14 protein-coding genes are annotated in these 24,779 nt (G+C 62.6%); 4 read left to right on the plus strand and 10 right to left on the minus strand.

Features of this window, described 5'->3' with window-relative positions; genetic code table 11:
* Positions 1-9 precede the first annotated feature (9 nt).
* From PspS34_RS19445 to PspS34_RS19460, 4 genes are all read right to left on the minus strand, one after another.
* Entirely contained in the window at positions 10-1,068 is a 1,059-nt protein-coding gene (locus PspS34_RS19445) for a TauD/TfdA family dioxygenase (protein WP_154947182.1), read from the minus strand.
* A 52-nt stretch (positions 1,069-1,120) separates the two neighbouring features.
* Positions 1,121-10,357, minus strand: a complete 9,237-nt coding sequence (locus tag PspS34_RS19450; protein WP_154947181.1) for a non-ribosomal peptide synthetase — start codon at positions 10,355-10,357, stop codon at positions 1,121-1,123.
* 256 nt (positions 10,358-10,613) lie between these two features.
* Positions 10,614-11,348 (minus strand): alpha/beta fold hydrolase, encoded by a 735-nt coding sequence (locus PspS34_RS19455; RefSeq protein ID WP_154947849.1) that lies wholly within the window; start codon positions 11,346-11,348, stop codon positions 10,614-10,616.
* Between the two features lie 169 nt (positions 11,349-11,517).
* Positions 11,518-12,690: an MFS transporter gene (locus PspS34_RS19460; protein WP_154947848.1), complete on the minus strand. Its 1,173-nt coding sequence runs from the start codon at positions 12,688-12,690 to the stop codon at positions 11,518-11,520.
* Between the two features lie 255 nt (positions 12,691-12,945).
* On the opposite strand from PspS34_RS19460, the gene PspS34_RS19465 reads away from it, so the two are divergent.
* Positions 12,946-14,769, plus strand: a complete 1,824-nt coding sequence (locus PspS34_RS19465) for a glycoside hydrolase family 15 protein (RefSeq protein ID WP_154947846.1) — start codon at positions 12,946-12,948, stop codon at positions 14,767-14,769.
* A 40-nt stretch (positions 14,770-14,809) separates the two neighbouring features.
* Here the strand turns inward: PspS34_RS19465 and PspS34_RS19470 are convergent, their stop codons facing one another.
* On the minus strand, positions 14,810-15,793 hold the full coding sequence (locus PspS34_RS19470; RefSeq protein WP_154947845.1) for a GlxA family transcriptional regulator: 984 nt from the start codon (positions 15,791-15,793) through the stop codon (positions 14,810-14,812).
* Positions 15,794-15,882: 89 nt separating this feature from the next.
* On the opposite strand from PspS34_RS19470, the gene inhA reads away from it, so the two are divergent.
* A complete protein-coding gene (inhA, locus tag PspS34_RS19475; protein ID WP_102671074.1) occupies positions 15,883-16,569 on the plus strand; it encodes an isonitrile hydratase in 687 nt (228 codons plus the stop codon).
* Positions 16,570-16,853: 284 nt separating this feature from the next.
* Here inhA and PspS34_RS19480 read toward each other — a convergent pair whose 3' ends face one another.
* Positions 16,854-17,342, minus strand: a complete 489-nt coding sequence (locus PspS34_RS19480; RefSeq protein ID WP_150814761.1) for an SRPBCC family protein — start codon at positions 17,340-17,342, stop codon at positions 16,854-16,856.
* Positions 17,343-17,619: 277 nt separating this feature from the next.
* Between PspS34_RS19480 and PspS34_RS19485 the strand changes: the two genes are divergently transcribed.
* Positions 17,620-18,021: a lysozyme inhibitor LprI family protein gene (locus tag PspS34_RS19485; RefSeq protein WP_154861491.1), complete on the plus strand. Its 402-nt coding sequence runs from the start codon at positions 17,620-17,622 to the stop codon at positions 18,019-18,021.
* Between the two features lie 149 nt (positions 18,022-18,170).
* On the opposite strand, the gene peaD is transcribed toward PspS34_RS19485, so the two are convergent.
* From peaD to peaA, 4 genes are all read right to left on the minus strand, one after another.
* The gene (gene peaD, locus PspS34_RS19490) at positions 18,171-19,289 is read right to left on the minus strand and encodes a quinohemoprotein amine dehydrogenase subunit beta (RefSeq protein ID WP_090456933.1); all 1,119 of its coding nucleotides are present in this window, start codon (positions 19,287-19,289) and stop codon (positions 18,171-18,173) included.
* Positions 19,290-19,310: 21 nt separating this feature from the next.
* Positions 19,311-19,634 carry a quinohemoprotein amine dehydrogenase subunit gamma gene (gene qhpC, locus PspS34_RS19495; protein WP_008016081.1) on the minus strand — a complete coding sequence of 108 codons (324 nt, stop codon included), beginning with the start codon at positions 19,632-19,634 and terminating at the stop codon, positions 19,311-19,313.
* 1 nt (position 19,635) lies between these two features.
* A complete protein-coding gene (gene peaB / locus PspS34_RS19500; protein ID WP_008056152.1) occupies positions 19,636-21,066 on the minus strand; it encodes a quinohemoprotein amine dehydrogenase maturation protein in 1,431 nt (476 codons plus the stop codon).
* Positions 21,067-21,147: 81 nt separating this feature from the next.
* The gene (gene peaA / locus PspS34_RS19505) at positions 21,148-22,728 is read right to left on the minus strand and encodes a quinohemoprotein amine dehydrogenase subunit alpha (RefSeq protein ID WP_154861493.1); all 1,581 of its coding nucleotides are present in this window, start codon (positions 22,726-22,728) and stop codon (positions 21,148-21,150) included.
* Between the two features lie 526 nt (positions 22,729-23,254).
* Between peaA and PspS34_RS19510 the strand changes: the two genes are divergently transcribed.
* Positions 23,255-24,745: an aldehyde dehydrogenase family protein gene (locus PspS34_RS19510; protein WP_154947844.1), complete on the plus strand. Its 1,491-nt coding sequence runs from the start codon at positions 23,255-23,257 to the stop codon at positions 24,743-24,745.
* Positions 24,746-24,779 lie beyond the last annotated feature (34 nt).

The following is a 24,779-nucleotide window of genomic DNA, read 5'->3' on the forward strand; positions in this document are numbered from 1 at the left end:
CGGGTGTCCTTATTCCTGTTCCAGGTCGGCGCTTTTCTGCGCGATGGCCATGGCCGTGAGGATTTTTCTGTAGCCGGTGAATTCGTTGCGCGCATGCACGCTGAGGATGTTGTCGAGCAGGACCACGTCGCCCTTCTCCCAGGCGAACTCGACCATCACCTCGCGGTAGATGCCTTGCAGGTGACGAATCACGTCCTCGGGAATCGGCGAGCCGTCGCCGAAGAAGGTGTTTTGCGGCAAATCTTGCGGGCCGAACTCACGCAGCAGGTTGTCGCGGATGCTGTCCGGCAGGGTCAGTGCGTTGAAGAAGGTGCCGTGGTTGAACCAGATGCGCTCGCCGGTCAGTGGATGGCGCACGATGGCCGGGCCGTTCTGCCGGGTGCGCAGGCGATTGCCCGGCTTCCATTCGGCCTGGATGCCGATTTTGGCGCAGTAGGCTTCAACCTCGGCGCGATCCTCGCTCTGGAACACGGTCTGCCATGGCAGGCCCATGCCGTCGCCGTAGTTGCGCACGTACATGATGCGTTTGCGGGTAAATTCTTCGCGCACCGCCGGGTCGATCCGCGCGAGGATCCGGCGGGTATCGCCGAAGGGCGTTTCACCGCCGGTGGTCGACGGCGTGTCGCAGTAGAAGTACAGGTGACGCGGGAACACCGGCGAGTACGAGTGTTCGTTGTGCGGGAAGATTTTCTCCGGTGCCGGGTAGTCGGTGGAGCTGTAGATTTTGAACTGGCCGCTGATCTGGGTCCGTGGCGAGGCGCGGAACAGGTACTCCAGGGCACCGCCGGAAATCCCGTCGACGCAGCGGTTGAACTCGCCGATATCAGCCACCTGGAAGCCACGGAACAGGATCACCGCGTGTTCCAGCAGCTTGCTTTCGATCAGCGCGCGATTCTGGGTCGCCCATTCCACCAGGCTCACGCCGGACACGGCCGGACGGCACACCAGCGGCATGCTGAGGCCTTCGAACATCGGCGCAAAACTCACCAGCCGCGTCGGATCGGTGGACAGGCTCTTGCGGGCACCACGACCCATCTTGGGAATGGACTTGGTCGTTGAAACGGTCATAAACCCCTCCAGAAAATGTTGACGGCGGCGCTCAAAGGCGTCGCCGACTGAATCAGTCCGCCGCGGATTGCGTTGCCGGTGCGCCACGGTTCGCCGAGCGGCGCTTGATCGCCATGGCGCCGCCGAGCAACGCCTTGCGTTGCTCGTTCAAGCGCGCATCGGCAAGGCGCTGGACATCGCCGGCCAGGTTCAGCAACTCGCCAACCTGCAACCCGTCACCCCGTATCAGCGCTTCGAGCACTGCCTGAATCTGTTCGAACAAACACTCCAGCGTGCTCGGCAGGTACTGGCCCACCGGCGTTTCGAAACTCAGGTGAATGTGCTCGGCATCGTTGTAGAACGCGGCGACCATCCCGATCTCGGCGGCCTGACGCCCGGACGGGAAGTCCTCGACCTCCAGGCCCTCCATCGACGACAAGCGACCGACGCCTTCCTGGTAGATCAGCTTGATGTCGAACAGCGGCGAACGGCCGGCCCGGCGCGGCAAGCGCAAGGCTTCCACCAGACGCTCGAACGGCAGGTCTTGATGATCCGAAGCCTCCAGCACCGCCCGGCGACAGGCCTCCAGCAACTGCGCCGCCGACTGCTCGGCATCGACCTCCACTTGCAGTACTAATTGGTTAACGAAGAAGCCGACCATTTCTTCAAGCTCGGCTTGATTTCGGTTGGCGATATCGGTGCCGATACGCACCCGACTGACCTCGGTACGCTGGCGCAGGACGAGGGTGAAACCGGCCAGCAGCAGCATGAACAGCGACAGATCGCGCTGTTGGGCAAAGTCGCGCACCTGCTGGCTGAGTTCGGCGCTGAAGGTGAAATGAGCACTGGCGCCTTCTTGCGCCGTGCGCCGGTCGCCATCGGCGGGCAACTCGAGCACCGCTTGTGGCTCGGCAAGGCGCTGCTGCCAGTAGTCGAGTTGGCGCTGCAACTCGCCGCCCTGCTCCAGCCACTGGCGCTGCCATTTGGCGAAGTCGGCGTACTGCACACTGTGCGCCGGCAGTTGCGGGGTCTGGCCACGGTTGAGGGTTGGATAGAGCGTGACGAACTCATTGATCAGGACGCGGAACGACCAGTCATCGGCGACGATGTGGTGCACCGTCAGCAACAGCACATGTTCGTCATCCGCGACCCGCAGCACCCGCACCCGCAGCAACGGACCGTGGCGCAGGTCGAATGGCCGGGCGATCTCCTCGCGGGCCAGTTGCTGCGCTTCGACATCCGGCGCCGGTCGATGCCGCAGGTCGCTGGCCTCGAAGCTCAACGGCAATTGCCCGTGCACCCGCTGCCAGGCCTGGCCGTCTTCTTCGTAAAAGGTGGTGCGCAATACGGCGTGACGCTGCACCAGGGTTTCGAAGGTTCGGCGCAGGGCATCGAGGTTCAGTTCGCCGCGCAGGCGCAAGGCACCCGGCATGTTGTACATCGAACTGTCCGGCTCCAGGTTCCACAGGAACCACAAGCGCTGCTGGGCAAAGGACAACGGCTGGCGTTCGCCGGAGGTATCCGCCACCAGCGCCGGGCGCTCACAGCTGTGTTGCAGCGCCTGCACCCGGGCGGCGAAATCCTCGAGGCGCGGGTGTTCGAACAGGCTGCGCAAACTCACCGAAAGGCCCAGGCGCTGGCGGATCTGCGAGACGATTTGCGTCGCCAGCAACGAGTGCCCGCCCAATTCGAAGAAGCTGTTTTCCCGATCGACGCGACTGACCTGCAACACCTGCCGCCAGATCTGCGCCAGTTCGATTTCCAGTGCGCCTTGCGGGGCGCTGCCGACGTCGGCCTCCCAGACCTGCGGGGCCGGCAACGCGGCGCGGTCGAGTTTGCCGTTGCGGTTGAGCGGCAACGCGGCCAACAACACCAGTTGCGCCGGCAGCATGTACTCCGGCAGGCGCTCGCCCAGGGCGCGGCGTACGGTGTCGGTGAGTTGACGCGCATCAGCGTCCAGCAGTTCATCTGAAGCCGGCACCACATAGCCGATCAATTGCTTGCCACCAACGCCTTCGTGCACCAGCACTGCGGCTTCGCTGATCATCGGCAAGCCTTGCAGATGCGCTTCCAGCTCACCCAACTCAACCCGGAAACCACGGATTTTCACTTGATGATCGATGCGTCCCAGGTACTCCAGCGCACCGTCCTCGCGATAGCGCGCTAGGTCGCCGCTGCGGTACAGCCGCGCGCCCTGCGTGCTGGAAAACGGATCGGCGATGAAGCGCTCGGCGCTCAAGCCCGGTCGCTGGTGATAACGCTGGGCAAGGCCTACGTCGCCACCGATGCACAATTCGCCGACGCAACCGGTCGGCAGCAGGTGGCCTTCGCTGTCCAGCACATACAGCGCACGCCCTGGCAGGGCTTTGCCGATGGGCACGCCAATGTGATTGCGGGTATCGGCCAGTGTGCATTCGTGGGTACTGGACACCACCGTGGCTTCGGTTGGCCCGTAGGTGTTGAGCAGGCGCACATCGCCCAGGCCGGCGGCGTGCCACAGCTTCAAACCTTCCAGCGACATGGCTTCGCCGCCGACGTGGACCTGACGCAAACGCCCCTTGTCCCGCTGCGGGTGCGCGGCCCACTCCTGAGACAGCAGGAACCAGTACGCCGCCGGCAAATCCGCCAGGGTCACGCCATGCTCGATGATCTGGCGATAGAGGGTGTCGGTGTCCCACAGTTCATCGCCGCGCATCACCAGCGCCGCGCCCACGCACAATGGCGGGTAGCACTGCTCGACAAAGCCGTCGAAGCTGAACGTTGCGAATTGCAGTACGCGGTCTTGCGGGGTGAGTTGTGAATAGTGCGCCGCGATCACGCAAAACTCGCGCAGTGCGGCATGGGCCAGGCACACGCCTTTCGGGCGTCCGGTGGAGCCGGAGGTGTAGATCAGATAGGCCAGGTCTTCGGCGCTGGCGAGGTTGATCAGGTTGTCGGTGGAATACCCGGTGTCTGCGCCCGGCTCCAGCGCCAGGCGCGGCAAACCTTGCGGCAGCGCTACATCGGCCAGCAGGCCCGGTTGCGCCAGCAGCAGGTCCATGCCGCTGTCTTCGATCATGTAGGCCAGGCGCTCGGCCGGGTAATCCGGGTCCAGCGGCACATAACCGGCGCCGGACTTGAGGATCGCCATCAGGCTGACGATCATCTGCCCATTGCGCCGCACCGACAGGCCCACCCGCTGCCCCGGCGCCACGCCCTGGGCACGCAGGCGATGGGCGAGCTGGTTGGCTTGCGCATTGAGCTGGGCGTAGGTCAGGCGCTCGTCACCGACCATCACCGCCAGCGCATCGGGGGTGCGTGCCGCTTGTTGCTCAAACCGCTGATGAGCCAACAACGGGCTATCGATTGGCGGCGCCGGCGGACGGGAATACGCCAGCACCATTGCTTGCGCCTGTGCATCCAGCAAGCTGACCGCGCCCAATGCCTGTTGTGGCTGTGCGACGAACTGCTCCAGCACCTGCAACAGGCTGGCGCCCAACTGGCTGATCTGCGCGGCACTGAACCGGGTTCGGTCGAAACTGAAATCCAGGCGCAGGCTGGCGCCGACTTCGATGCCCAGGGTCAGCGGGTAACTGGTGATTTCGTGATTGTGCAGCGCACCGAAGGTCAGGCCCGCCGGCGCCCCTTGCTTGAGGGCTTCGGCCACCGGGAAGTTCTCGAACACCAGCAGGCTGTCGAACAGCGCCCCCTGTTGCCCGGCCCAGCCCTGAATGTCGTACAGCGGCACGTGTTCGAACTCGCGCAGGCTCAGGTTCAGAACTTGCAGGTCGTTGAGCCAGTGGGCCACCGATTGCCCCGCTTGCGGCGCGGCGATGATCGGCAAGGTGTTGATGAACAGCCCCAACTGCTGCTCTATGCCCGGCAGCGGCGCGGAGCGCCCGGCAATCGTTGCGCCAAACGCCACACAGGACTGGCCCGTGTAGCGTTGCAACAGCAGGCCCCAAGCGCCTTGCAGCAAGGTGTTGAGGGTGATTTTCTGCTGGCGGGCAAAATCGCTCAGGCGCTGTAGCGCGGCGCTTTCAAGGGTCAATTGATGTTCACCCATGCCGTACCCATGGGCAGGCGTCGGCAAGGCTTGCGCCAGCAGCGTCGGCATTTCCAGCGGCGCCAGCGCCTGTCTCCAGAACTGTTCGGCGGTCAGCAACGGCTGCTGTTGAATCCAGCCGAGGTAGTCGCGGTATTGCCCCAACGGCCTGGCCAACGTCTGGCCGGCATAGTGCTGGATCACTTCGCCGAGCAACTGCGCGTTACTCCAGCCGTCCATGAGGATGTGATGGCTGGTATGGATCAGGTGCCAGCCTTCACTGCCCCGACGCACCAGCAGCAGGCGGAACAATGGCGCGGCGCTGAGTTCGAAGCCACGGCTGCGCTCCTCGGCGGCCAGTGCATCGAGATCGATGTCGGCTGCTTCGATCACTTGCAGTTGCAGGTCGATCTGGCGATGAATCACCTGATGCGCGCACTCAAGCCCCAGCCAGTGAAAGCTGCTGCGCAGGATGTCGTGTCGGTTGATCGCCGCCTGCCAGGCCCGGCCGAATGCCGCCAACTCCAGCCCCTGGATGTCCAGGCGCAATTGATTGATGTAGGCCTCGGCCTGGGGTTCGTACAGGGTGTGGAACAGCATGCCCTGTTGCATCGGCGTCAGCGGGTAAACGTCCTCGATGGCCGGCGCCGCAACAGGCAAGGCATCGAGTTGTGCCTGGGTGATGCGCGCCAGCGGGAAGTCCGACGGCGTAACCTGGCCTGGCGCTGTTGCACAGCAATGTTCGATCAGCGTCTTGAGTTCTTCGGTGTAGGCATCGGCCAGTCGCTGCACCGTGGACTCGGCAAACATGTCACGGCTGAAGCCCCATTGCAGCGAGAGCTGCCCGCCATAGACCTGGCCCTCCACGGTCAGCCAGTTGGCCAGCGGTGCATCATCGCCCTGGGCCTGGCCGCCGCTTTCCGGGGCCGGGACGAACAGCGCGGCGTCGTCGAACTGACGATCGAACTGCCCCAGGTAGTTGAAGGTGATCCGTGGCGCCGGCAAGTCTTGCAGGGCCTGGCGCTGCGCCGGTTCGCCCAGATAGCGCAGCAGTCCATAGCCCAGGCCTTTGCCGGGAATGGCGCGCAGTTGCTCCTTGATCGACTTGATCGAATTTACCATCCCGGCCTCGGGTTGCAGGCGGACCGGAAACAGGCTGGTGAACCAGCCAACGGTGCGGCTCAGGTCGAGGTCGTCGGACAGGTCTTCGCGGCCGTGGCCTTCCAGCTGGATCAGCGTCGAGCCCTGCCCGCTCCAGCGGCAGATGACCCCCGCCAACGCCGTGAGCAACAGATCATTGACTTGGGTGCGATAGGCCGCCGGGGCCTGTTGCAGCAACTGACGGGTCAGTTCCTCATCCAGTTTCGATTCGATCTTGTGTCCGTGGCGCTGCTGCAAACTGCCCTGGGGGTTGTCACACGGCAGGTCCCGGGCGTCCGCCAGTTGCGCCTGCCAGTACGGCATTTGCCCAGGCAAGGCGCCGGCATGCTGTTGCAGATGCGCGGCCCAGGCTTGATAGGCGCTGGTTTTCTCGGGCAGCGCCACTTGCCGGTAAGCCTGTTGCAAGTCTTCGAGCAACACCCGCCATGACACCCCGTCCACGGCCAAATGATGAACCACCAGCAACAGGCGCTGGCTGCCATCGTCGAGGCTGATCAGCAAGGCACGCAGCAGCGGCCCGCTTGCCAGATCGAGGCTGCGTTGCGCTTCATCGCACAGGGCGGTCAAGGCTTCGGTCGAAGACGCCCGACGTTGCCACAATCCAGCTGATTCGACTGGCGCTGCGTGGCGCTGCTGCCAGCCTTCGGCACCGTCGATGAAGCGCAGGCGCAAGGCGTCGTGGTGGTTGATGACGGTAACCAAGGCCGGCTCCAACACCTCAGGATTCAACGCGTCCCGGGGCGTCAGCAGCAGCGACTGATTCCAGTGCTGACGCTGGGCGATGGCCTGTTCGAAGAAGTAATGCTGTGCCGGGGTCAGGATCACCTCGCCACTGACCGGGCCTTGATCGACAGTGCTGCGGCTGTCGAACGCCGCGACCAACGCCAGGCTACGCACGGTCTGGTACTGGAACAGATCCCGCGGGCTGAGGCGAATGCCCGCCTGGCGGGCACGGCTGACCACCTGGATGGAAATGATCGAGTCGCCGCCGAGCTCGAAGAAATTGTCTTCGAGGCCCACACGTTCTGCGCCCAATACGTTCTGCCAGATCTGCGCCAGCGCGATCTGCATCGCATCCTGTGGCGCAACGAATGCCTGTTGCGGCGTGGCGTCGGGCGGCGGCAAAGCCTTGCGGTCGAGCTTGCCGTTGGCGGTCACCGGCAAGGCGTCCAGCGGCATCAGGTAGGTGGGCACCATGTATTCCGGCAGGCTGTCGAGCAGCCAGGCCTTGAGGGTTTGTGGCCACTGCGGGTCGGCACTGGCGTTTTCCAGCACCAGATACGCCACCAGATGCTTGCCGCCCTGTACCAGCACCACGGCCTCACGCACCAACGCATGCTGCATCAGCCGGGTTTCGATTTCCCCCAGTTCGATGCGCAGGCCGCGCAATTTTACTTGATGGTCGAGGCGCCCGAGGTATTCGATCACCCCATCGGCGCGCTGCCGCACGCGGTCGCCGGTGCGGTACAAACGCGCACCGTCATGGAAGGGGCACGGCACAAAACGCTCGGCGCTGAGCGCCGGACGCCGGTGATAACTGCGCGCCAGCCCGGCGCCACCGAGGTACAACTCCCCTGCCACGCCGGCCGGAACCGGCAGTAATTGTGCATCCAGCACATGGGTGCGCAGGTTGGCGATGGGCCGGCCGATGGGCACGCTGTCGGCGCCTTCGTCGATGCAGGTCCAGTGGGTGACGTCGATGGCCGCCTCGGTCGGGCCGTAAAGGTTGTACAACCCGGCACCCGGCAGCTTTTTGAACACCTGCAATTGGGCATCCAGCGGCAAGGCTTCACCGCTGCAGACGATGCGCTTGAGACCGGTGCACGCCTCGACACCCGGCTCGTGGATGAACGCCTGGAGCATCGAAGGCACAAAGTGCAGCGTACTGATGCCGTACTCACCGATCAGGCGGATCAACCGCGCCGGTTCACGATGCGCCCCCGGCGGCGCCACCACCAGGCGCGCGCCAGTCATCAGCGGCCAGAAGAATTCCCACACCGATACGTCGAAACTGAACGGGGTCTTCTGCAACACCGAGTCGCTGCCATCCAGCCGGTAAGCCTGCTGCATCCAGCACAAGCGGTTGACCAGCGCCGCGTGACTGTTGCCGGCGCCTTTGGGCTTGCCGGTGGAACCGGAGGTGTAGATCACATAGGCCAGGTTCAGTGGATGCACTTCAACTGGCGGGCAGGACTCGCTGTAGCCGTCGAGCCAGTCTTGCTCCTGATCCAGGGCGATGACCTTGACGCCCTCGGTGGGCAGTGCGCCGAGTAAAGTGCTTTGGGTGAGCAGCAAGCCAATCGCACTGTCTTCGATCATGTAGGCCAGGCGTTCAGCCGGGTATTCCGGATCCAGCGGTACGTAGGCACCACCGGCCTTGTGAATCGCCAGCAGGCCGATGACCAACTCCAGTGAACGCTCGACACAGATCCCCACCAGCACATCCGGGCCGACACCCTGCTCGCGCAAGCAGTGCGCCAGTTGATTGCTGCGGGCGTCGAGTTGCGCGTAGCTGAGCTGACGATCGCCAAACACCAGTGCCGGCGCGCCGGGGGTGCGTCGGGCCTGGGCCTGAATCACCTGATGCATGCACTGCTCGACCGGATAGATCTCGACGGTGCGGTTCCAGTCCCGTACCAACACTTGCTGCTCATCCGCCGTCAGCATCGGCAACTCGCCGATTTTTTGCGTCGAGTCGTCGACTATCGCCTGCAACAGGCTCGTCCAGTGCCGGGCCATGCGCGCAATGGTATCGGCCTCGAACAGGTCGCTGGCGTAGGTCAGCGCGGCGTGCAGCTTGCCGCCCTTCTCCCAGGTGTCGAGGGTCAGGTCGAACTGGGTGGTGCGGCTTTGCCAGTCGATGCTGCCCAGCTCCAGGCCGGAGGCAGTGCTGACCGAGGCCATGTCGGCTACATGCGGCTGGTGGTTGTACATCACCTGGAACAGTGGCGTGTGGCTGAGGCTGCGCTCCAGTTTCAGCGCTTCGACCAGGCGCTCGAACGGCAGGTCCTGATGGGCCTGGGCGCCAAGGGCGGTTTCCTTGATGGCGCGCAGCAGGTCGTCGACCCGGGTCTGGCCGTCCAGTTGGGTGCGCAGCACCTGGGTGTTGACGAAGAAGCCGATCAGGCCTTCGATTTCCGCGCGGTTGCGGTTGGCGATGGGCACACCGACGCGGATGTCGGTTTGCCCGGTGTAGCGATGCAGTAAAGTGTTGAAAGCGCCGAGCAACAGCATGAACAGGGTGATGTTGTGCTTCTGCGCGGTGCTGCGCAGTTGCTCGGCCAGTTGCGCCTGGACCGCGAATTCGTAGCGGGTACCGCGATAGCTCGGCATCGCCGGGCGCGAATGATCCAGCGGCAGTTCCAGCACAGGATGTTCATCGCCCAATTGCGCCTGCCAGTACGCCAGTTGCCGCGCCTGCTCACCCGCCTCCAGCCAGCGGCGCTGCCACAGGGCGTAGTCGCTGTACTGGATAGGCAGCGGCGTCAGCAGCGGTTGCGTGCCGGCATCGAAGGCGTCGTAGCAGCGGATGAATTCGTCGATCAGCACGTTCATCGACCAGCCGTCGGAGACGATGTGGTGCAGGGTCAGTAACAGCACATGCTCTTGTCCTGCGAGCTTGAGCAAGGTGACCCGCAGCAGCGGACCGGTCGACAGATCGAACGGCAGTACCGATTGCTGTTCGGCGGTTTCAGCCACGGCACGTTCGCGCTCCTCGGCGGGCAGTGCGCTGAAATCCACCTGCTCGATGACCAGCGGCGCGGTGGCCGGGACTTGCAACAGGCTGTCATCGGCCTGACGGGCGAACACCGTGCGCAGGGTTTCATGCCGCGCCACCAGGCTGGCGAACGCCTGTTCCAGCGCCGACAGGTTCAGGCACCCGGTCAGCCGCACCGCGCCCGGCAGGTTGTAGGCACCGCTGTGGGGATCCAGTTGCCAGAGGAACCACATGCGTTGCTGGGCGTACGACAGCGCCAGGCGATCCTCAGCCTCGATGCTGGCCGGAATCGGAAAACGGGCGAAATCCACGCCCTCCTTGTGCAAGGCCGCAAGGAACATTTGACGCTTTTCCAGGGGCAACCCGATAAACCGGCGAGCGAGTTTCAAGGAGTCTTCAGCATTCATCTATCGGCATCCGCATCAGTAGGCAGCAGGCGCAAGGGCGCGTCGTCCCTATAAAACGAATGCAGGCGGGAAAAATTAGCGGATGGGAACAAGTATCAGGGGGCGGTAGAGCGCGGGTTACAAGAACATCACCCCCCCTTGTGGGAGCGGGCTTGCTCGCGAAGGCGGTGTGTCAGGCGCCATGTATTTGACTGACGCACCGCTTTCGCGAGCAAGCCCGCTCCCACAAGGGATCGGGTGAAATTTGGGAGTGGTGTTAACCCACGGCAGCCATGGAATGCCGCCGATGATGCACCTCAAGCTGATCCTTGATCACCCGCAGCACCTTCGCTTCCTGCTCATGGATGAAGAAGTGCCCGCCCGCGAGCATGTCCACCGAAAAACTGCCACGGGTTTCCTGGCTCCAGCCGATCAACTGTTCGGCGGTGGCGCGGTCGGCCTTGCCGCCGAGCACGTGCACCGGGCACCTGAGCAACGGGCGCTGCACCGGCTCGAAACGCCCGCACAGCAGGAAGTCCGCGCGCAGCACCGGCAGGGTCAGGCTCATCAACTCTTCATTGGCCAGGATCTCTTCGCTGGTGCCGTTGAGGGTGCGCAATTGCTCGATCAGTTCGGCGTCGGTTTTCGGCTCGGCATACTGACGGTCGTAATCGGCGCGCAGCGTCGGTGCGGCGGTGCCCGAGGCGAACAGCGCCACCGGTTCCGGGCAACCCAGCGAGCGAAACGCATGGGCCATCTCGCAGGCCAGCAGCGCCCCCATGCTGTGGCCGAACAACGCATACGGCGTCTTGAGCGTGGCTTTCTGTTCCTGGGCCAGTTGCAGCGCCAGACGGCGCATGTCGGTGTGCAAGGGCTCGCCGTAGCGCGCGCCCCGCCCCGGAAGTTCCAAAGGTTGCAGCTTGAGCCACTCCGGCAGTTTTCGCCGCCAACGGCTATAGACCATGGCACTCGCGCCCGAATAGGGCAGGCACAGCAATGTCAGCGGGGTCACCGGGCTTTCCTCGAAAGTTATCTGTAAAGAGAACGGATGAGGTGTAGCCGGAATTAGTCGCAGACCCAATTGTGGGAGCGGGCTTGCTCGCGAAGGCGTCGTGTCATGCAACATTGATGTCGACTGACACGACGCCTTCGCGAGCAAGCCCGCTCCCACAGGTAAGTCTTCATTTCAGATGGCGATAGCTCGGGATTGCCGAACCGAGCACCACTGCCCCCGCCACAATCGCCAGCCAGAACCCGCTGCGCGCGCCGAAGGCGTCCACCAGCCAGCCGGAGCCGGCGGCGCCGATCGCCACGCCGATGCTCAGGCCGGTGACCAGCCAGGTCAGGCCTTCGGTGAGTTTGGCCGGCGGTACGATCTGCTCCACCAGGGCCATGGCGACAATCAGCGTCGGCGCGAAAAACAGGCCGGCGACAAACACCGCCAATGACAAACCGAAAATGTTCGTCGCCAGCAGCAACGGCAAGGTGGTCACCGCCGTCGCCACCCCGCCGTACAGGAACAGGCGCGCCAGCGGCACTTTCGAGCGCAGTGCGCCGAACGCCAACCCGGCCAGGCACGAGCCGATGGCGTACACCGACAGCACGATGCTCGCCGCCGCCGGTTGGCCCTGATGCTGGGCGAAGGCGACGCTGACCACGTCCACCACGCCGACAATGGTGCCCATGGCGACCATCAACAGCATCAGCAACTGAATGTCGCGGGAACGGATGATCGAGCCCTGGTGATGCTCCTCATGGGGATGCACCGGCGGCTCCGTGCTGCGTTGCAGGACGAATGCGGTGACGCCGATGGCCAGCGCCAACAAGGCCGCCAGCGGACCGGCCTCGGGGAATGCCACCACGCACAACCCCACCGACAGTGGTGGCCCGACAATGAAGCAGACTTCGTCCAGCACCGACTCCAGGGCGTAGGCGGTTTGCAACTCGGGGCGACCGCGATACACCTCAGTCCAGCGTGCCCGCACCATCGCCGACATGCTCGGCATGCAACCGGCCAGCGCGGCGAAGAAAAACAGCGTCCAGTGCGGCGCCTGCAACCGCGTGCACAGCAACAACAGCAACAGTGCCCCACCGCCCAGCAACGCCGATACCGGAAGAATCCGCCCCTGGCCAAATCGATCCACCAGCCGCGACACCTGCGGCGCACAAAACGCCGTGGCCAGGGCGAACGTCGCCGCCACCGCGCCGGCCATTGCGTAGCCACCCTGCAACTGCGAGAGCATGGTGATCACGCCGATGCCGGTCATGGAAATCGGCATGCGCGCGATCATTCCGGCCAGCACGAATGCGCGGCTGCCGGGGGCTTTGAACAACTCGCGATAGGGGTTTGCCATGGGACGGGTCTCATCAGGGGACTGCACGTTGCCATAAGGGCTGATTGCGGGGGAAGCGTGGAATTGTTGGTTGAATGTGAAGGCCTCTTCGCGAGCAAGCCCGCTCCCACAGTTGATGTGTGTACACCGTCCAATGTGGGAGCGGGCTTGCTCGCGAAGAGGCCCTCACAGACACCCCACCCTCCCGCCAAATGAACTCTCGGCCACCCAAACCAGTCAGCTTATTAGGCCCCAGGTTCCCGGAGTTTCGCGACAATGGCTGATCACCCCGAACGCCAAAGCTCCATCGACGCCCACGGCATCATCGGCGATATGCGTAGCGCGGCGCTGGTCAATGACAAGGGCAGCGTGGACTTTTTCTGCTGGCCGGAATTCGACAGTCCGTCGATCTTCTGCTCGCTGCTGGACACCCCCGAGGCGGGGATTTTCCAGTTGTCGCCGGATTTGCCCGACGCCCGTCGCGAACAAATCTACCTGCCCGACACCAATGTGCTACTGACCCGCTGGCTCAGCGATCGCGCCGTGGTCGAGGTCACCGACCTGCTGCCGGTCGGTGACACCGAGGATGACCTGCCGCTGCTGATGCGGCGGATCCGTGTGGTCAGCGGCCGCGCCACCTTCCAGATGCGCTGCGCCGTGCGTCATGACTACGCTCGCGCCAAAACCCGCGCACGCATGGATGAAAAAGACGTCACCTTCGACGCGGTCGATCAGCCGTCCCTGCGCCTGTCTTCGGATCAGGTTTTGCATATCGACGGCAATGCGGCGGTGGCCGAATTCACCCTCGAACAAGACCAGACCAGTCAATTCATGCTCGGTGCCCTCGACGATCCGCGCTTAAAGGAAGGCGCTGCGCAACTGTGCCTGGAGCGCACCCTGAAATTCTGGCGCGACTGGATCGGCCAGTCCAACTACCGCGGCCGCTGGCGCGAAATGGTCAACCGCTCGGCCCTGGCGATGAAGCTGCTGACCTCGCGCAAGCACGGCGCCATTCTCGCCGCCGCCACCTTCGGCCTGCCGGAAAGCCCTGGTGGCTCGCGCAACTGGGACTATCGCTTCACCTGGATCCGCGACGCCTCGTTCACCGTCTATGCATTCATGCGCCTGGGCTTCGTCGAAGAAGCCAACGCCTACATGCGCTGGTTGCGGGGGCGGGTCAGCGACTGTCAGGGCAAGCCGATGAAACTCAACATCCTGTATGCCATCGACGGTCGCCAGGAATTACCGGAGATCGAGCTGACGCACCTGTCCGGCCATGGTGGCGCACAACCGGTGCGCATCGGCAATCAGGCCTATGAACAGGTCCAGCTCGATATCTTCGGCGAGCTGATGGACGCGATTTACCTGGTCAACAAATACGGCGAAGCCATCTCCCATGAAGGCTGGAAACACACGGTGGAGGTGGTCGATCAGGTCTGTGAAACCTGGGAGCAGAAAGATGTCGGCATCTGGGAAATGCGCGGCGAGCAATACCATTTCCTGCATTCACGGCTGATGTGCTGGGTCGCCCTGGACCGCGCCATCCGCCTCGCTTCAAAGCGCTCGCTACCCGCACCTTTCGCGCGCTGGGACCAGACCCGCCAGGCGATCTACGCCGACATCTGGGAGAACTTCTGGTGCGAGGAACGCGGGCACTTCGTCCAGCACATCGGCGGCACCGGCCTTGACGGTTCGATGCTGCTGATGCCGCTGGTGCGTTTCGTCAGCGCCCGCGACCCGCGCTGGCTGGCGACCCTGCAAGCCATCGAAAGAAGCCTGGTACGCGACGGCATGATCTACCGCTACCGCAACGACGACAGCCAGATCGACGGCCTGCCCGGCAGCGAAGGCGCCTTTGCCGCGTGCTCGTTCTGGTACGTCGAATGCCTGGCCCGCGCCGGCCAGCTCGACAAGGCCCACCTGGAGTTCGAACAGTTGCTCAGGTACGCCAACCCGCTGGGGTTGTATGCCGAAGAGTTCGACAGCCATGGGCGGCACATGGGCAACACGCCGCAGGCATTGACGCATCTGGCATTGATCAGTGCAGCTTGCTTTCTGGATCGGAGGTTGAGTGGGGAGAAGAGGTTTTGGCAGCCGTGAATACGGGTTAAACAATGTTCGAACTCAGGCAAAAGGTGGCTCAAGACCCCAGTGGATCTGCGCTGACACTGACCGAAAACCGCTCCCGATAAGCCTGTGGCGTCACGCCCATGGCCCGCAGGAAACTGCGGCGCAGGGTTTCTTCGCTGCCGAAGCCGCATTGCACCGCTACTCGTTTGATCGGCACGCCGGTATCGCTGAGCAAACGCCGCGCGGTTTCGACGCGGATCAGTTCGATGGCCCGGGCCGGGGTCTGGCCAGTGTCGGCGCGGTAGTGGCGCACGAAGCTGCGTTCGCTCATGCCGGCCTGCAAGGCCAGGGTCGGGATGCCAAGGTCGTGGGCCAGATTTTCGCTGATCCAGGCGTGAAGTTCGTCGAAACGATTGCCTTCCTGTTGCAGTGACAGGGTCACGCTGAATTGCGACTGGCCACCCGGACGTTTGAGAAACACCACCAGTTGCCTCGCGACTTCGAGGGCCATGGTGCGCCCCAGGTCTTCTTCGACCATGGCCAACGCCAGGTCGATGCCGGCGGTCACCCCGGCCGAGGTCCAGACCGGGCCGTCGTTGATGAAGATCGGGTTGGGCTCGACGTGCAGTTGCGGATGCTGCTGCGCCAGTTGCTCGCAACGGGTCCAGTGGGTGACCACGCGCCGGCCGTCGAGCCAGCCGCTGGCCGCCAGCAGGAACGCACCGGTGCATACCGAGGAAACCCGCCGGCAGCCACGGGCATGTTCGCGCACCCAGGCGACCAACGGCGCATCTTGCGCCGCTGCGTAAACACCCCAGCCACCGGCGATGATCAGGGTATCAGTGCCCTCATCCGGCAACGGTTCGGCCAACAGCGCCAACCCCGCCGACGACATCACCGCCCCGCCGCCACTGGCAATCACGGTCGGTGCGTAGGGTGGCGGCAGGCCTTGCTGACGGGCTATGTCGTTGGCCGAAGCGAAAACCTGCAACGGCCCGGTGACGTCGAGTATTTGCACGTTGGCGAAAGCGAGTACATGGATGGTTTTCGACATTTGGCGTAATTCGTGGGGATATTGGCGTATGCGCCAAAGCCTACGAGCCTAGAGTCAAACCGTCCACCCACTTCACGAGAAAAAACACCATGACGTTGCAGATCGGTTTTCTGTTGTTTCCGCAGGTTCAGCAACTGGACCTGACCGGCCCTTACGACGTACTGGCCTCGCTGCCGGATGTGAAAGTGCATCTGATCTGGAAAGACCTGATGCCGGTCACCGCCAGCACCGGCCTGCTGTTGAAACCGACCACCACCTTCGATGATTGCCCGGCACTGGACGTGATCTGCGTGCCCGGTGGCAGTGGTGTCGGACCCTTGATGGAAGATGACCAGACTCTGGACTTTCTCAAGGCCCAGGCCGCCAACGCACGGTACATCACGTCGGTGTGCACCGGCTCGCTGGTGCTGGGTGCGGCGGGATTGCTCAAGGGCAAACGCGCCACCACTCACTGGGCATATCACGAACTACTCAAGCCGCTGGGCGCAATCGCGGTGCAAGACCGGGTGGTTCGTGACGGTAATCTGTTGACCGGTGGCGGCATCACCGCCGGTATCGACTTCGCCCTGACCCTGGCCGCCGAGCTGTTCGACCAGGCCACCGCCGAGTTGGTGCAACTGCAACTGGAATACGCCCCGGCCCCGCCGTTTACCGCGGGCAGCCCCGAGACGGCCCCGGCCAGCGTGTTGGGTGAGGCTCGCCGGCGGGCTGCCGGCTCGTTGAAACTGCGGGCGCAGATCACCGAACGCGCGGCGGCGAAACTCGATCGACAGTGAAAAAATGGCGGCGGGAACCCGGTTCCTGCCGCCACGACTTTTCATGCGCGCAAAAAAACCCGCCGAAGCGGGTTTTTCCAAGACCATGACGACTCCTTGTCGTAGCGTTCCTTGCATATGGTCGATCATCCATGATCCTGAGCACATCCTGTGCTTCAGTGGGTGAGGCCAGATTACGCTTAGGATCCAATTTGTAACAGGCGATATCGCTACCATCGCGTGTAAGACATTCGCTATAAACCACCGTCCGAAAACCCTTGGACGCCTCAGGTTTCGAGCCGACTTCAGCCACTCTGTTGCTCGTGGGCTTTGGCATTGTCGATCAAAAACTGCTCGATATTGTTCATTTGCTCTTCCCAGCCACGACTGTCCATGCGGAAAGCCCTTTCGCGACGGGACTGGGGAATGTGATCGAAACCGGACTCGGAGACCTTGAGCAACGTGCCGTTGTCCATGTCTTCGAGCTCGAATTTCACCAGGGTGGTGGGTTCCTGGGAGTAATCGACTTCAGGGTTCACGGCATACGGGTGCCAGCGAAACGAAAGCAGCCGCTCCGGCTCGACCCGCTCTACCAGTACATTCCAACGCAAATGTTCATAACCGGGATAGGTAACCTGCCCCTGGGTCCATTCGCCTGCCACAAAACGCTTGCCTTCGAGCGCCACGCCAAACCACTGTCCGAACACTTCGGCATTGGCCAGCACACGCCAGACCTGTGAACGCTTGGCCTTGAGCAGGACTTTCCTTTCAATGCGATCAGATGCTGGGTTCATAAGTCACCTCCTGTACTTGAACAGTAGGTCAGTAAGACCACAAGACCAACTCTAAAGTTGTACCAATCGGGATAAGCAATCAACCATACCTGAGATATTCGGTTGCATTTGCTTGGATAAGTTCTGGGCAATCGCAAAGTCAGCGGGTCGAAACTGCTAACGTTCGCCCTCGAAACAGCATGGAAAAGGATAGCGACATGAAAAATCTGCGCGGCAGTTGCCTGTGCCCCTCGGCGCTACACTGCATCTTTCTTTCGGTCACAGCGAGCACTCCAGCATGAACCCACGCTTCTTATTGGCGCTGACACCCTTGTTGTTCACCTCCACGGTGTTCGCCGCGGACTGCGACAACGCCAGCGATCAGGCGACGATGAACCAGTGCGCGACGCAGCAGAACGCGGCCGCCGACAAGGAATTGAATGCGCTGTACCAGCAGATCACTTCGCGGCTCAAGAGCAACCCGGACAGCAAGAAGCAGTTGGTGGGTGCGCAGCGGGCGTGGGTTGCGTTCCGCGATGCCGAGTGCAAATTTTCGGCATCCGGGGTGGAAGGCGGGAGTGTGTATCCGCTGATATACAGCAACTGCACCACGGAACTGACCAAGGCACGGGTTCAGACGTTCAAGAACTACCTGAAGTGCCAGGAGGGGGATATGAGTTGCCCGGTGCCGGGGGTTTGATTTTTGCTGTTTTTGCAGTGTTTTTGAGGGCCTCTTCGCGAGCAAGCCCGCTCCCACAGGGTTCAGTGGTGTTCACGCGATAGTGATCACACTGCGAATCCACTGTGGGAGCGGGCTTGCCCGCGAAGGCGTCAGTTCAGGCGCCGCAATTACCGGACAAAAATCTGCGCCGTGGTAATCGCCATGTCTCCGCCCGGCAACTTGATGCTGCCCGTCTGTTTCAGGCTGTCGGCATCAAAGATCGCCACGTCGTTGAACGTCCCCGCCAGGTAGATCTTGCTGCCGTCCTTGTTGAAGGAAATGCAGTAGTACGAGTGATCGAGCGCTGCGGACTGGAGCATTTTCTTCTGCTTGATGTCGTACTTGGCCAGGCGGTTGAGCACGCCAAACATCAGGTTTGGGTCCTTGGGCGAGCGCATGCCGCTGAAGTAGATCTCCGTCAAAGGGCCGAAATCTGTGGTTTCGGTCTTGCCGGTCTTCAGGTCGACGCTGAACAGGCCGTACAGGTATTCGGCGGTGGCCGGGTCCTGTTTCTTGTCCTTGAACTTCGCCGCGGTGTAGAGCAGCGAGAAGTCATGCCGATACGTCTGCTGGTTCCACACGTAGAGCACGTCCGGCGCGCTGTAGTTCGGGCGTTTCCAGTGGCGGCTGGGGATCAGTACGTCGAACTTGCCGGTTTGCACATTGACCTTGTAAACGTCCGCCCCGGCCACGTACAGCGTGCCGTCGTCACCGCTCTGCATGATGGTCAGTTGGCGCGGCGCCGGGAAACTGCGCAGCGGCTTGGCGTCCATGCCGGCATCGGTCGAATACACGTCGAGCCGTGGCTGCTGCACTTCGTAGCGATCGTTCATCATCAGTGTCGGGTTGGCGACGGTGTACAGCTCCTTGCCGTCGTGGCTGACCGTGAAGGCGAACATGGACCTGGCCTTCTCACCCGGCTTCTGGGTGATGCTGGCGTGGAACACCTGCTTGCAGTTGTCCAGTTCGACACCGTAGACATCCGCATAGTGATTGTTCAGCACGTAGGCGGTCTTGCGGTCCGGCGACAACTGCACGGAGCCGGGGCCGAAGGCATCGGGCATCTTGCAGGTCTTGAACAGGGTGTCGGTGGCCAGGTCGATCACGTGCAGGTTGTTCGGGTAGTTGGTGGTCACCATGTATTCGTGACCGACTTGCAGCGCGGTATTTTCATCGGCCAGAACACTGACAGAACAGCTGCTCAGGACGGCGAACGCGGCCAGGCCGCAGGCTTTGATGTTACGCATGCTGGAATCCTTCTTCTGTGATCACTTGTCTTTGGGGAAGACAGTGCCGAGGTTGCGCCAGTTGTCGTTGGACGCCTGGGCATCCTTGTTCCAGTCCGGGTAGGTGCTCATCATGTCGGGCACCTGGGCCGGCCACCAGCAAGGGTCGGAGCACCCGTAGAGATCGGCCTCCATCGGCTGGCACAACGACGACACACCGCCAAACGCATCGATTTCCCAGCCCGGGTCGGTGGTCGAGGCACAGCCCGCCACGGAACTCATGGCCACCACTTCTTCTATGCGGTTTTCATCCGCGGCCTGATCCAGCTTCAACGCTTTGTTATTGATTGCCTTGAGATGTTTCATATCAGTGAGCCTTGCGCGGAGTGATGTAGCTGCTGATGAACGCAGGGTTATTGGCCATGATCCGGGTGTAGACCTCGATGCCGAAGTCGACCCAGTCACGCATCAGTTCGCAGTAGTGATAGGTCGGGTGGGTCGGATCGCCATAGCGGGCGTAGCTCTCGTGGTAGCAGCCGCCGGAACACAGGTTGCGGATCTGACAGTCTTCGCAGCCGGTGTTGGTACGGTCCAGGCGCTGGGACAGGAAGTCGTTCAACTCCACCTGTTTCACGCCGCTATGGACGTTGCCGAAGGTCGGCAGGCTCGAACCGGTAAAACGGTGGCACAGGTTCAGCTCGCCCTTGTGATCCACCGCCAGCATCTTCAGGCCCGCGCCGCATGGCAGGGCTTTCTTGTGGCCTTCGTGGATGTCGGTGATGAGCTGGTGCAGGTTGGAGAAACCGATGTTGCGGTGCTCCAGCGCCGCTTCCAGGTAACGACGACCCAGCGCCTTCATGTTGGCGAACACCTGCACCAGTTCATCGCTGGTGAGGTTGAAGCTGCTGATGTCGCCGGAGGTCACCGGGGCAAAGCCGACTTCGGCAAAACCCAGTTCGTTGAACAGGTGATCCCAAATGGTTTCGACGTCGGTCACGCCGGTGGTGAGCGTTACGCGAGCTCCGACCGGACGGCTGTTGTAGCGCGACAACAGCATCTCGGCCTTGCGCCGCACCACGTCATAGGTGCCCTGCCCGCCCACGGTGATACGGTTGCGGTCGTGCACGGTCTTCGGCCCGTCGATGCTCACCGACAGCCCGAAACGATGGGCATTGAGGTAATCCACCGTTTCTTCGGTGAGCAACGTGGCGTTGGTGGTCATGACGAATTCGACGAACTTGCCCGCCTCGCGAAAACGCTTCTCACAATAGTCGACCATGTACTCGATCAGCTTGCGGTTGCTCAGCGGTTCGCCGCCGAAGAACACCACGGTGAAACGCTCTTCGTCCGGGGATTCGCGCAGCAGCATTTCCACCGAGGCGATCGCCGTTTCGACGTCCATTTTCTTGCCCGCCGACGGCTTGTCGAGGTCTTCCTTGTAGCAATACGTGCAGCTCAGGTTGCAGCCGGTGTTGACGTTGAGCACCACGGTATTGATCGCCGTGCGCTCGACCCGCTTGGTCGCGATGTCGGGGGTCAACGGCGAGCCGTCGCTGACCAGTTCCAGGGCCATCAGCTCGCGCAGGGTCTCGGTGATTTCCTCGCCGTTGAAACGCGCGGCCAGGCGCTGGATCAGGTCGTCCGAGGAACAACCTGGCCCGCGCAAGGTGTCGATGATGGTGCCCGTCAGTTCATCGCTGGCGAACAGCGAACTGCTGGGGATGTGAAACAGCATGCGGTCGGCATCGACCTGCACTTCGTGCAGGTTGCGTTCGACCAGATTCAAGATAGCGCCCATGGCAAACCTCCTGTGCAGGCCCCGCTTGGCGGGGCTTGCGGTCATTCCGAAAAGTGTCTGAAGCCTGTGCCGTCAGCCAACTCACGGAATGGGTGGATTGTTCCAGCGTTGCACGGTCACGATCAGGTGGCCTTCGCCGGTCAGGGATTTCCCTGCGTCGTCGACGGCGGCGATCACCTTGAGGTTGCCGGCATTGTTGGTGGACATCTTGCGTGCCGGGTTCGGCCCGGCATCGCCCGGAGTGAACACGCCGGTGTCGGCCTGCATGGTGCCGGCGAACTTGACGTCTTCGTCTTCCCTGGCGCGGTCGTCGAAGGCCTCGACTTTCCACTGCGCCGGGAACACACCGATGCGGTACGGCTTGCCATCAGCGCCCTTGCCCCAGGCTTCCGCGTCGAAACGGCCCTGGACTTTCGGCGTCGAACCACCGCCCTCGCCGATCCGTGCCACCGAGAATTCCGGCACAACCTTGACCGAGGCGATCTTGCTGTACACCGACAGGCTCGGGCCCTTTAGCGTGCCGACGCTGACCGCGCGCACGCCCGGTTGGGCATTGGCGGCGGCCTTGAGCTTGACCTTGATCCGCTCCGGGCTCTGCTCGACCACTTCGAGCACTTCCACGCCTTTGCCGAAGTCCGGCTTGCCGGTCAGGCCGCTGCCGATCAGGGTAACTTCGGTTTCACTGCCGGCCTTCAGATAACCCGGCTGCACCGCCAGCAAACGGTTGGAGCCTTGCTTGGCGGCGACGAAGTCCAGGCCACGCTCGTCGTGCTCGGCCTCGAACATCCGGCCCTGCATCGCATTGCCCTGGGCGGCGAACACCTGGCGCATGGTCACGCCATCGATGGTCACGTTGCCGCGCCATTCGTAGCCGGTGTAGAGGATTGCACTGCCGTCGCCGTTGAACGGCGTGCCGTCCGCGTACTGGCCTTTGACGCTGACCTTGAAGGTGTCGCTGCCATCGGCACTCACGGTCATTACACCCGCCAGCTCACCCTTGCCCGGCAAGTGGCCGCTGAAGCTCCAGTCGCCCACCAGGGCATCGGCTTTCGGCGCGACGCTCTGCCATTTTTTCCAGGCCGGATTGTCCAGCGGATAACGTTTGGCCAGCAGCGGCACCATTTCTTTGCGGGCCATATCGAACCAGTCGCGGTCCCGGGACAGCGCCTGGTACTCCAGGGACGGCCACTGACCGAGGTGGAAATTCACCAGGCGTTCCCACTCCTGGGCCGGACGCCGTTGCAGGGCAACCCGCGCACCGGAGTGGCAGCGGCCGCACATCTGGCTGGTCTGGTCGTCGAACTGCTCGACGGTATTGAGCCGGCGCTCCAGTGCATAGCGCACGCCGTCGGTTTCGCTCGGCGCCAGGCCCTGGGTGTCGGCCAGGTATTTGACCAGCGTGCGACGGTCCTCATCGCTGATCTGCAAACCGTGCATGGTCTGCATCCGGGCAATGCTCATCAGCCAGCCTTCCGGCGTTTTGCGCTGGTGGCTGATGCGGCTGAGGGCGTTATCGGCTTCGGGGGTGTGACAGCCCTGACAGGTTTCCTTGAGGATGGTCTGGGCGTCGCGGGCTGCCAGGCTATGAGGCGAATGCAGCGCTACACAAGCGGCTACGGCCAGCAGGCTGGCGCTCATGCCTGATCGGAGTTTTCTCTTCATCAACGTCGAACCTCGCACGGTGCGTTCTTATTGTTGTGGCTTATCGTTTTTATGGTTTCTGCCGCCGGCGTTGATCCGCTGACGGAGGCAAGAGAAACGTCTGGGATGAGCAATACACGGAGCGTGCCAGCTTATGAATACTTCGATGAATCAATGACTTGTAACTAATAACCGGTTTTTTTTCGGGAGACGTCATGGGCGTTGCACGTTTAATTTCGCGACAACTGTTTCACTCTGAGACAAGCATAGTTTTCTGTAGGAGCGAGCCTGCTCGCGATGGTCGTTAACGATATCGCGTGCTTACAGGCTAAACGTGGTGCTCTTTTGTCCATCGCGAGCAGGCTCGCTCCTACAGGGTGTTGTGTTCGGAGCGTCTCACGTCGTCGCAATTTGCGACGTTTATCGATGTCAGGGTGACCCGGAAAATATCTGTCACCCCACTAGATCGGGCCTTGCGGCCGAAAAAACACAACTGGCACAGGCATTGCGAAAGCCCGGTTCTCACGAACAACAAGAGGCCTCGCCAATGTCGCTCCCAAACCTGCTTCCCGCCACTTCGGCATTCATCCAGCGCGCCCCGCGCATGCTCATCGGCGGTGACTGGGTCGAGGCCGCCGACGGCCAGACCATGCCCCTGCACAACCCGGCCACCGGTGAGGTGCTGTGCGTGGTGCCACGGGCAACACCGGAGGATGTCGACCGTGCGGTGCTCGCGGCCCGCCAGGCGTTCGACGATTCGGCCTGGACCCGCACCCGTCCCCGGGAGCGGCAGAACCTGCTGTGGAAACTCGCCGACCTGATGCAGCGCGACGCCGAGCTGCTGGCGCAACTGGAATGCCTGAACAACGGTAAAAGCGCAGCGGTGGCCCAGGTGATGGACGTGCAACTGGCCATCGACTTCCTGCGCTACATGGCCGGTTGGGCGACCAAGATCGAAGGTTCTACGGTTGACGTGTCGGCACCGCTGATGCCCAACGACCAGTTCCACAGCTTCATCCGCCGTGAAGCGGTGGGCGTGGTCGGTGCCATCGTCGCCTGGAACTTCCCGCTGTTGCTGGCCTGCTGGAAACTCGGCCCGGCCCTGGCCACCGGCTGCACCGTGGTGCTAAAGCCGGCCGACGAAACCCCGCTGACCGCACTTAAACTTGCCGAACTGGTGCTGGAAGCCGGTTATCCCGAAGGCGTGTTCAACGTGGTCACCGGCACCGGCATCACCGCAGGTTCTGCCTTGACCCACAACCCGCTGGTGGACAAGCTGACCTTCACCGGCTCCACCGCCGTCGGCAAGCAGATCGGCAAGATCGCCATGGATTCCATGACCCGGGTCACCCTGGAGCTAGGCGGTAAATCACCGACCATCGTCATGGCCGACGCCGACCTGAAAACCGCCGCGGCCGGGGCTGCCAGCGCGATTTTCTTCAACCAGGGCCAGGTCTGCTGCGCAGGCTCGCGGCTGTATGTGCAGCGCAAGCACTTCGACAATGTGGTGGCGGACATCAGCGAAATTGCCAACGCCATGAAACTCGGCAACGGCCTGGACCCGAGCGTCGACATGGGGCCCTTGATCTCGGCGCGCCAGCAGGAACGCGTCTACGGGTACATCGAAAAGGGCCGGGAAAGCGGCGCGACCATCGCCTGCGGTGGCGAGCAGTTCGGGCCTGGGTTCTTCGTCAAGCCAACGGTAATTGTCGACGTCGATCAGAAGCACTCACTGGTGCAGGAAGAAATCTTCGGCCCGGTGCTGGTGGCCATCCCGTTCGATGACGAAGCCGATGCCCTGCGCATGGCCAATGACAGTCCGTATGGATTGGGCGCGAGCATCTGGTCCAATGACCTGGCGGCGGTGCACCGGATGATTCCGCGCATCAAGTCAGGATCGGTGTGGGTCAACTGCCACAGCGCCCTGGACCCGGCGCTGCCGTTCGGAGGCTACAAGATGTCCGGGGTCGGGCGTGAGATGGGGTATGCGGCGATCGAGCATTACACCGAGCTGAAGTCGGTGCTGATCAAGTTGTGATTCGTAGCGTTCTTCAGGCCGCCTTCGCGAGCAA

Source organism: Pseudomonas sp. S34, from assembly GCF_009866745.1.
GTDB lineage: Bacteria > Pseudomonadota > Gammaproteobacteria > Pseudomonadales > Pseudomonadaceae > Aquipseudomonas > Aquipseudomonas jessenii.

Excerpts from the sequence above, each read along its gene's own strand:
- PspS34_RS19445 (WP_154947182.1), bottom strand. The coding sequence starts at position 1,068 with ATGACCGTTTCAACGACCAAGTCCATTCCCAAGATGGGTCGTGGTGCC.
- PspS34_RS19450 (WP_154947181.1), bottom strand. The coding sequence starts at position 10,357 with ATGAATGCTGAAGACTCCTTGAAACTCGCTCGCCGGTTTATCGGGTTG.
- PspS34_RS19460 (WP_154947848.1), bottom strand. The coding sequence starts at position 12,690 with ATGGCAAACCCCTATCGCGAGTTGTTCAAAGCCCCCGGCAGCCGCGCA.
- PspS34_RS19465 (WP_154947846.1), top strand. The coding sequence starts at position 12,946 with ATGGCTGATCACCCCGAACGCCAAAGCTCCATCGACGCCCACGGCATC.
- PspS34_RS19470 (WP_154947845.1), bottom strand. The coding sequence starts at position 15,793 with ATGTCGAAAACCATCCATGTACTCGCTTTCGCCAACGTGCAAATACTC.
- inhA (WP_102671074.1), top strand. The coding sequence starts at position 15,883 with ATGACGTTGCAGATCGGTTTTCTGTTGTTTCCGCAGGTTCAGCAACTG.
- PspS34_RS19480 (WP_150814761.1), bottom strand. The coding sequence starts at position 17,342 with ATGAACCCAGCATCTGATCGCATTGAAAGGAAAGTCCTGCTCAAGGCC.
- PspS34_RS19485 (WP_154861491.1), top strand. The coding sequence starts at position 17,620 with ATGAACCCACGCTTCTTATTGGCGCTGACACCCTTGTTGTTCACCTCC.
- peaD (WP_090456933.1), bottom strand. The coding sequence starts at position 19,289 with ATGCGTAACATCAAAGCCTGCGGCCTGGCCGCGTTCGCCGTCCTGAGC.
- qhpC (WP_008016081.1), bottom strand. The coding sequence starts at position 19,634 with ATGAAACATCTCAAGGCAATCAATAACAAAGCGTTGAAGCTGGATCAG.
- peaB (WP_008056152.1), bottom strand. The coding sequence starts at position 21,066 with ATGGGCGCTATCTTGAATCTGGTCGAACGCAACCTGCACGAAGTGCAG.
- peaA (WP_154861493.1), bottom strand. The coding sequence starts at position 22,728 with ATGAAGAGAAAACTCCGATCAGGCATGAGCGCCAGCCTGCTGGCCGTA.
- PspS34_RS19510 (WP_154947844.1), top strand. The coding sequence starts at position 23,255 with ATGTCGCTCCCAAACCTGCTTCCCGCCACTTCGGCATTCATCCAGCGC.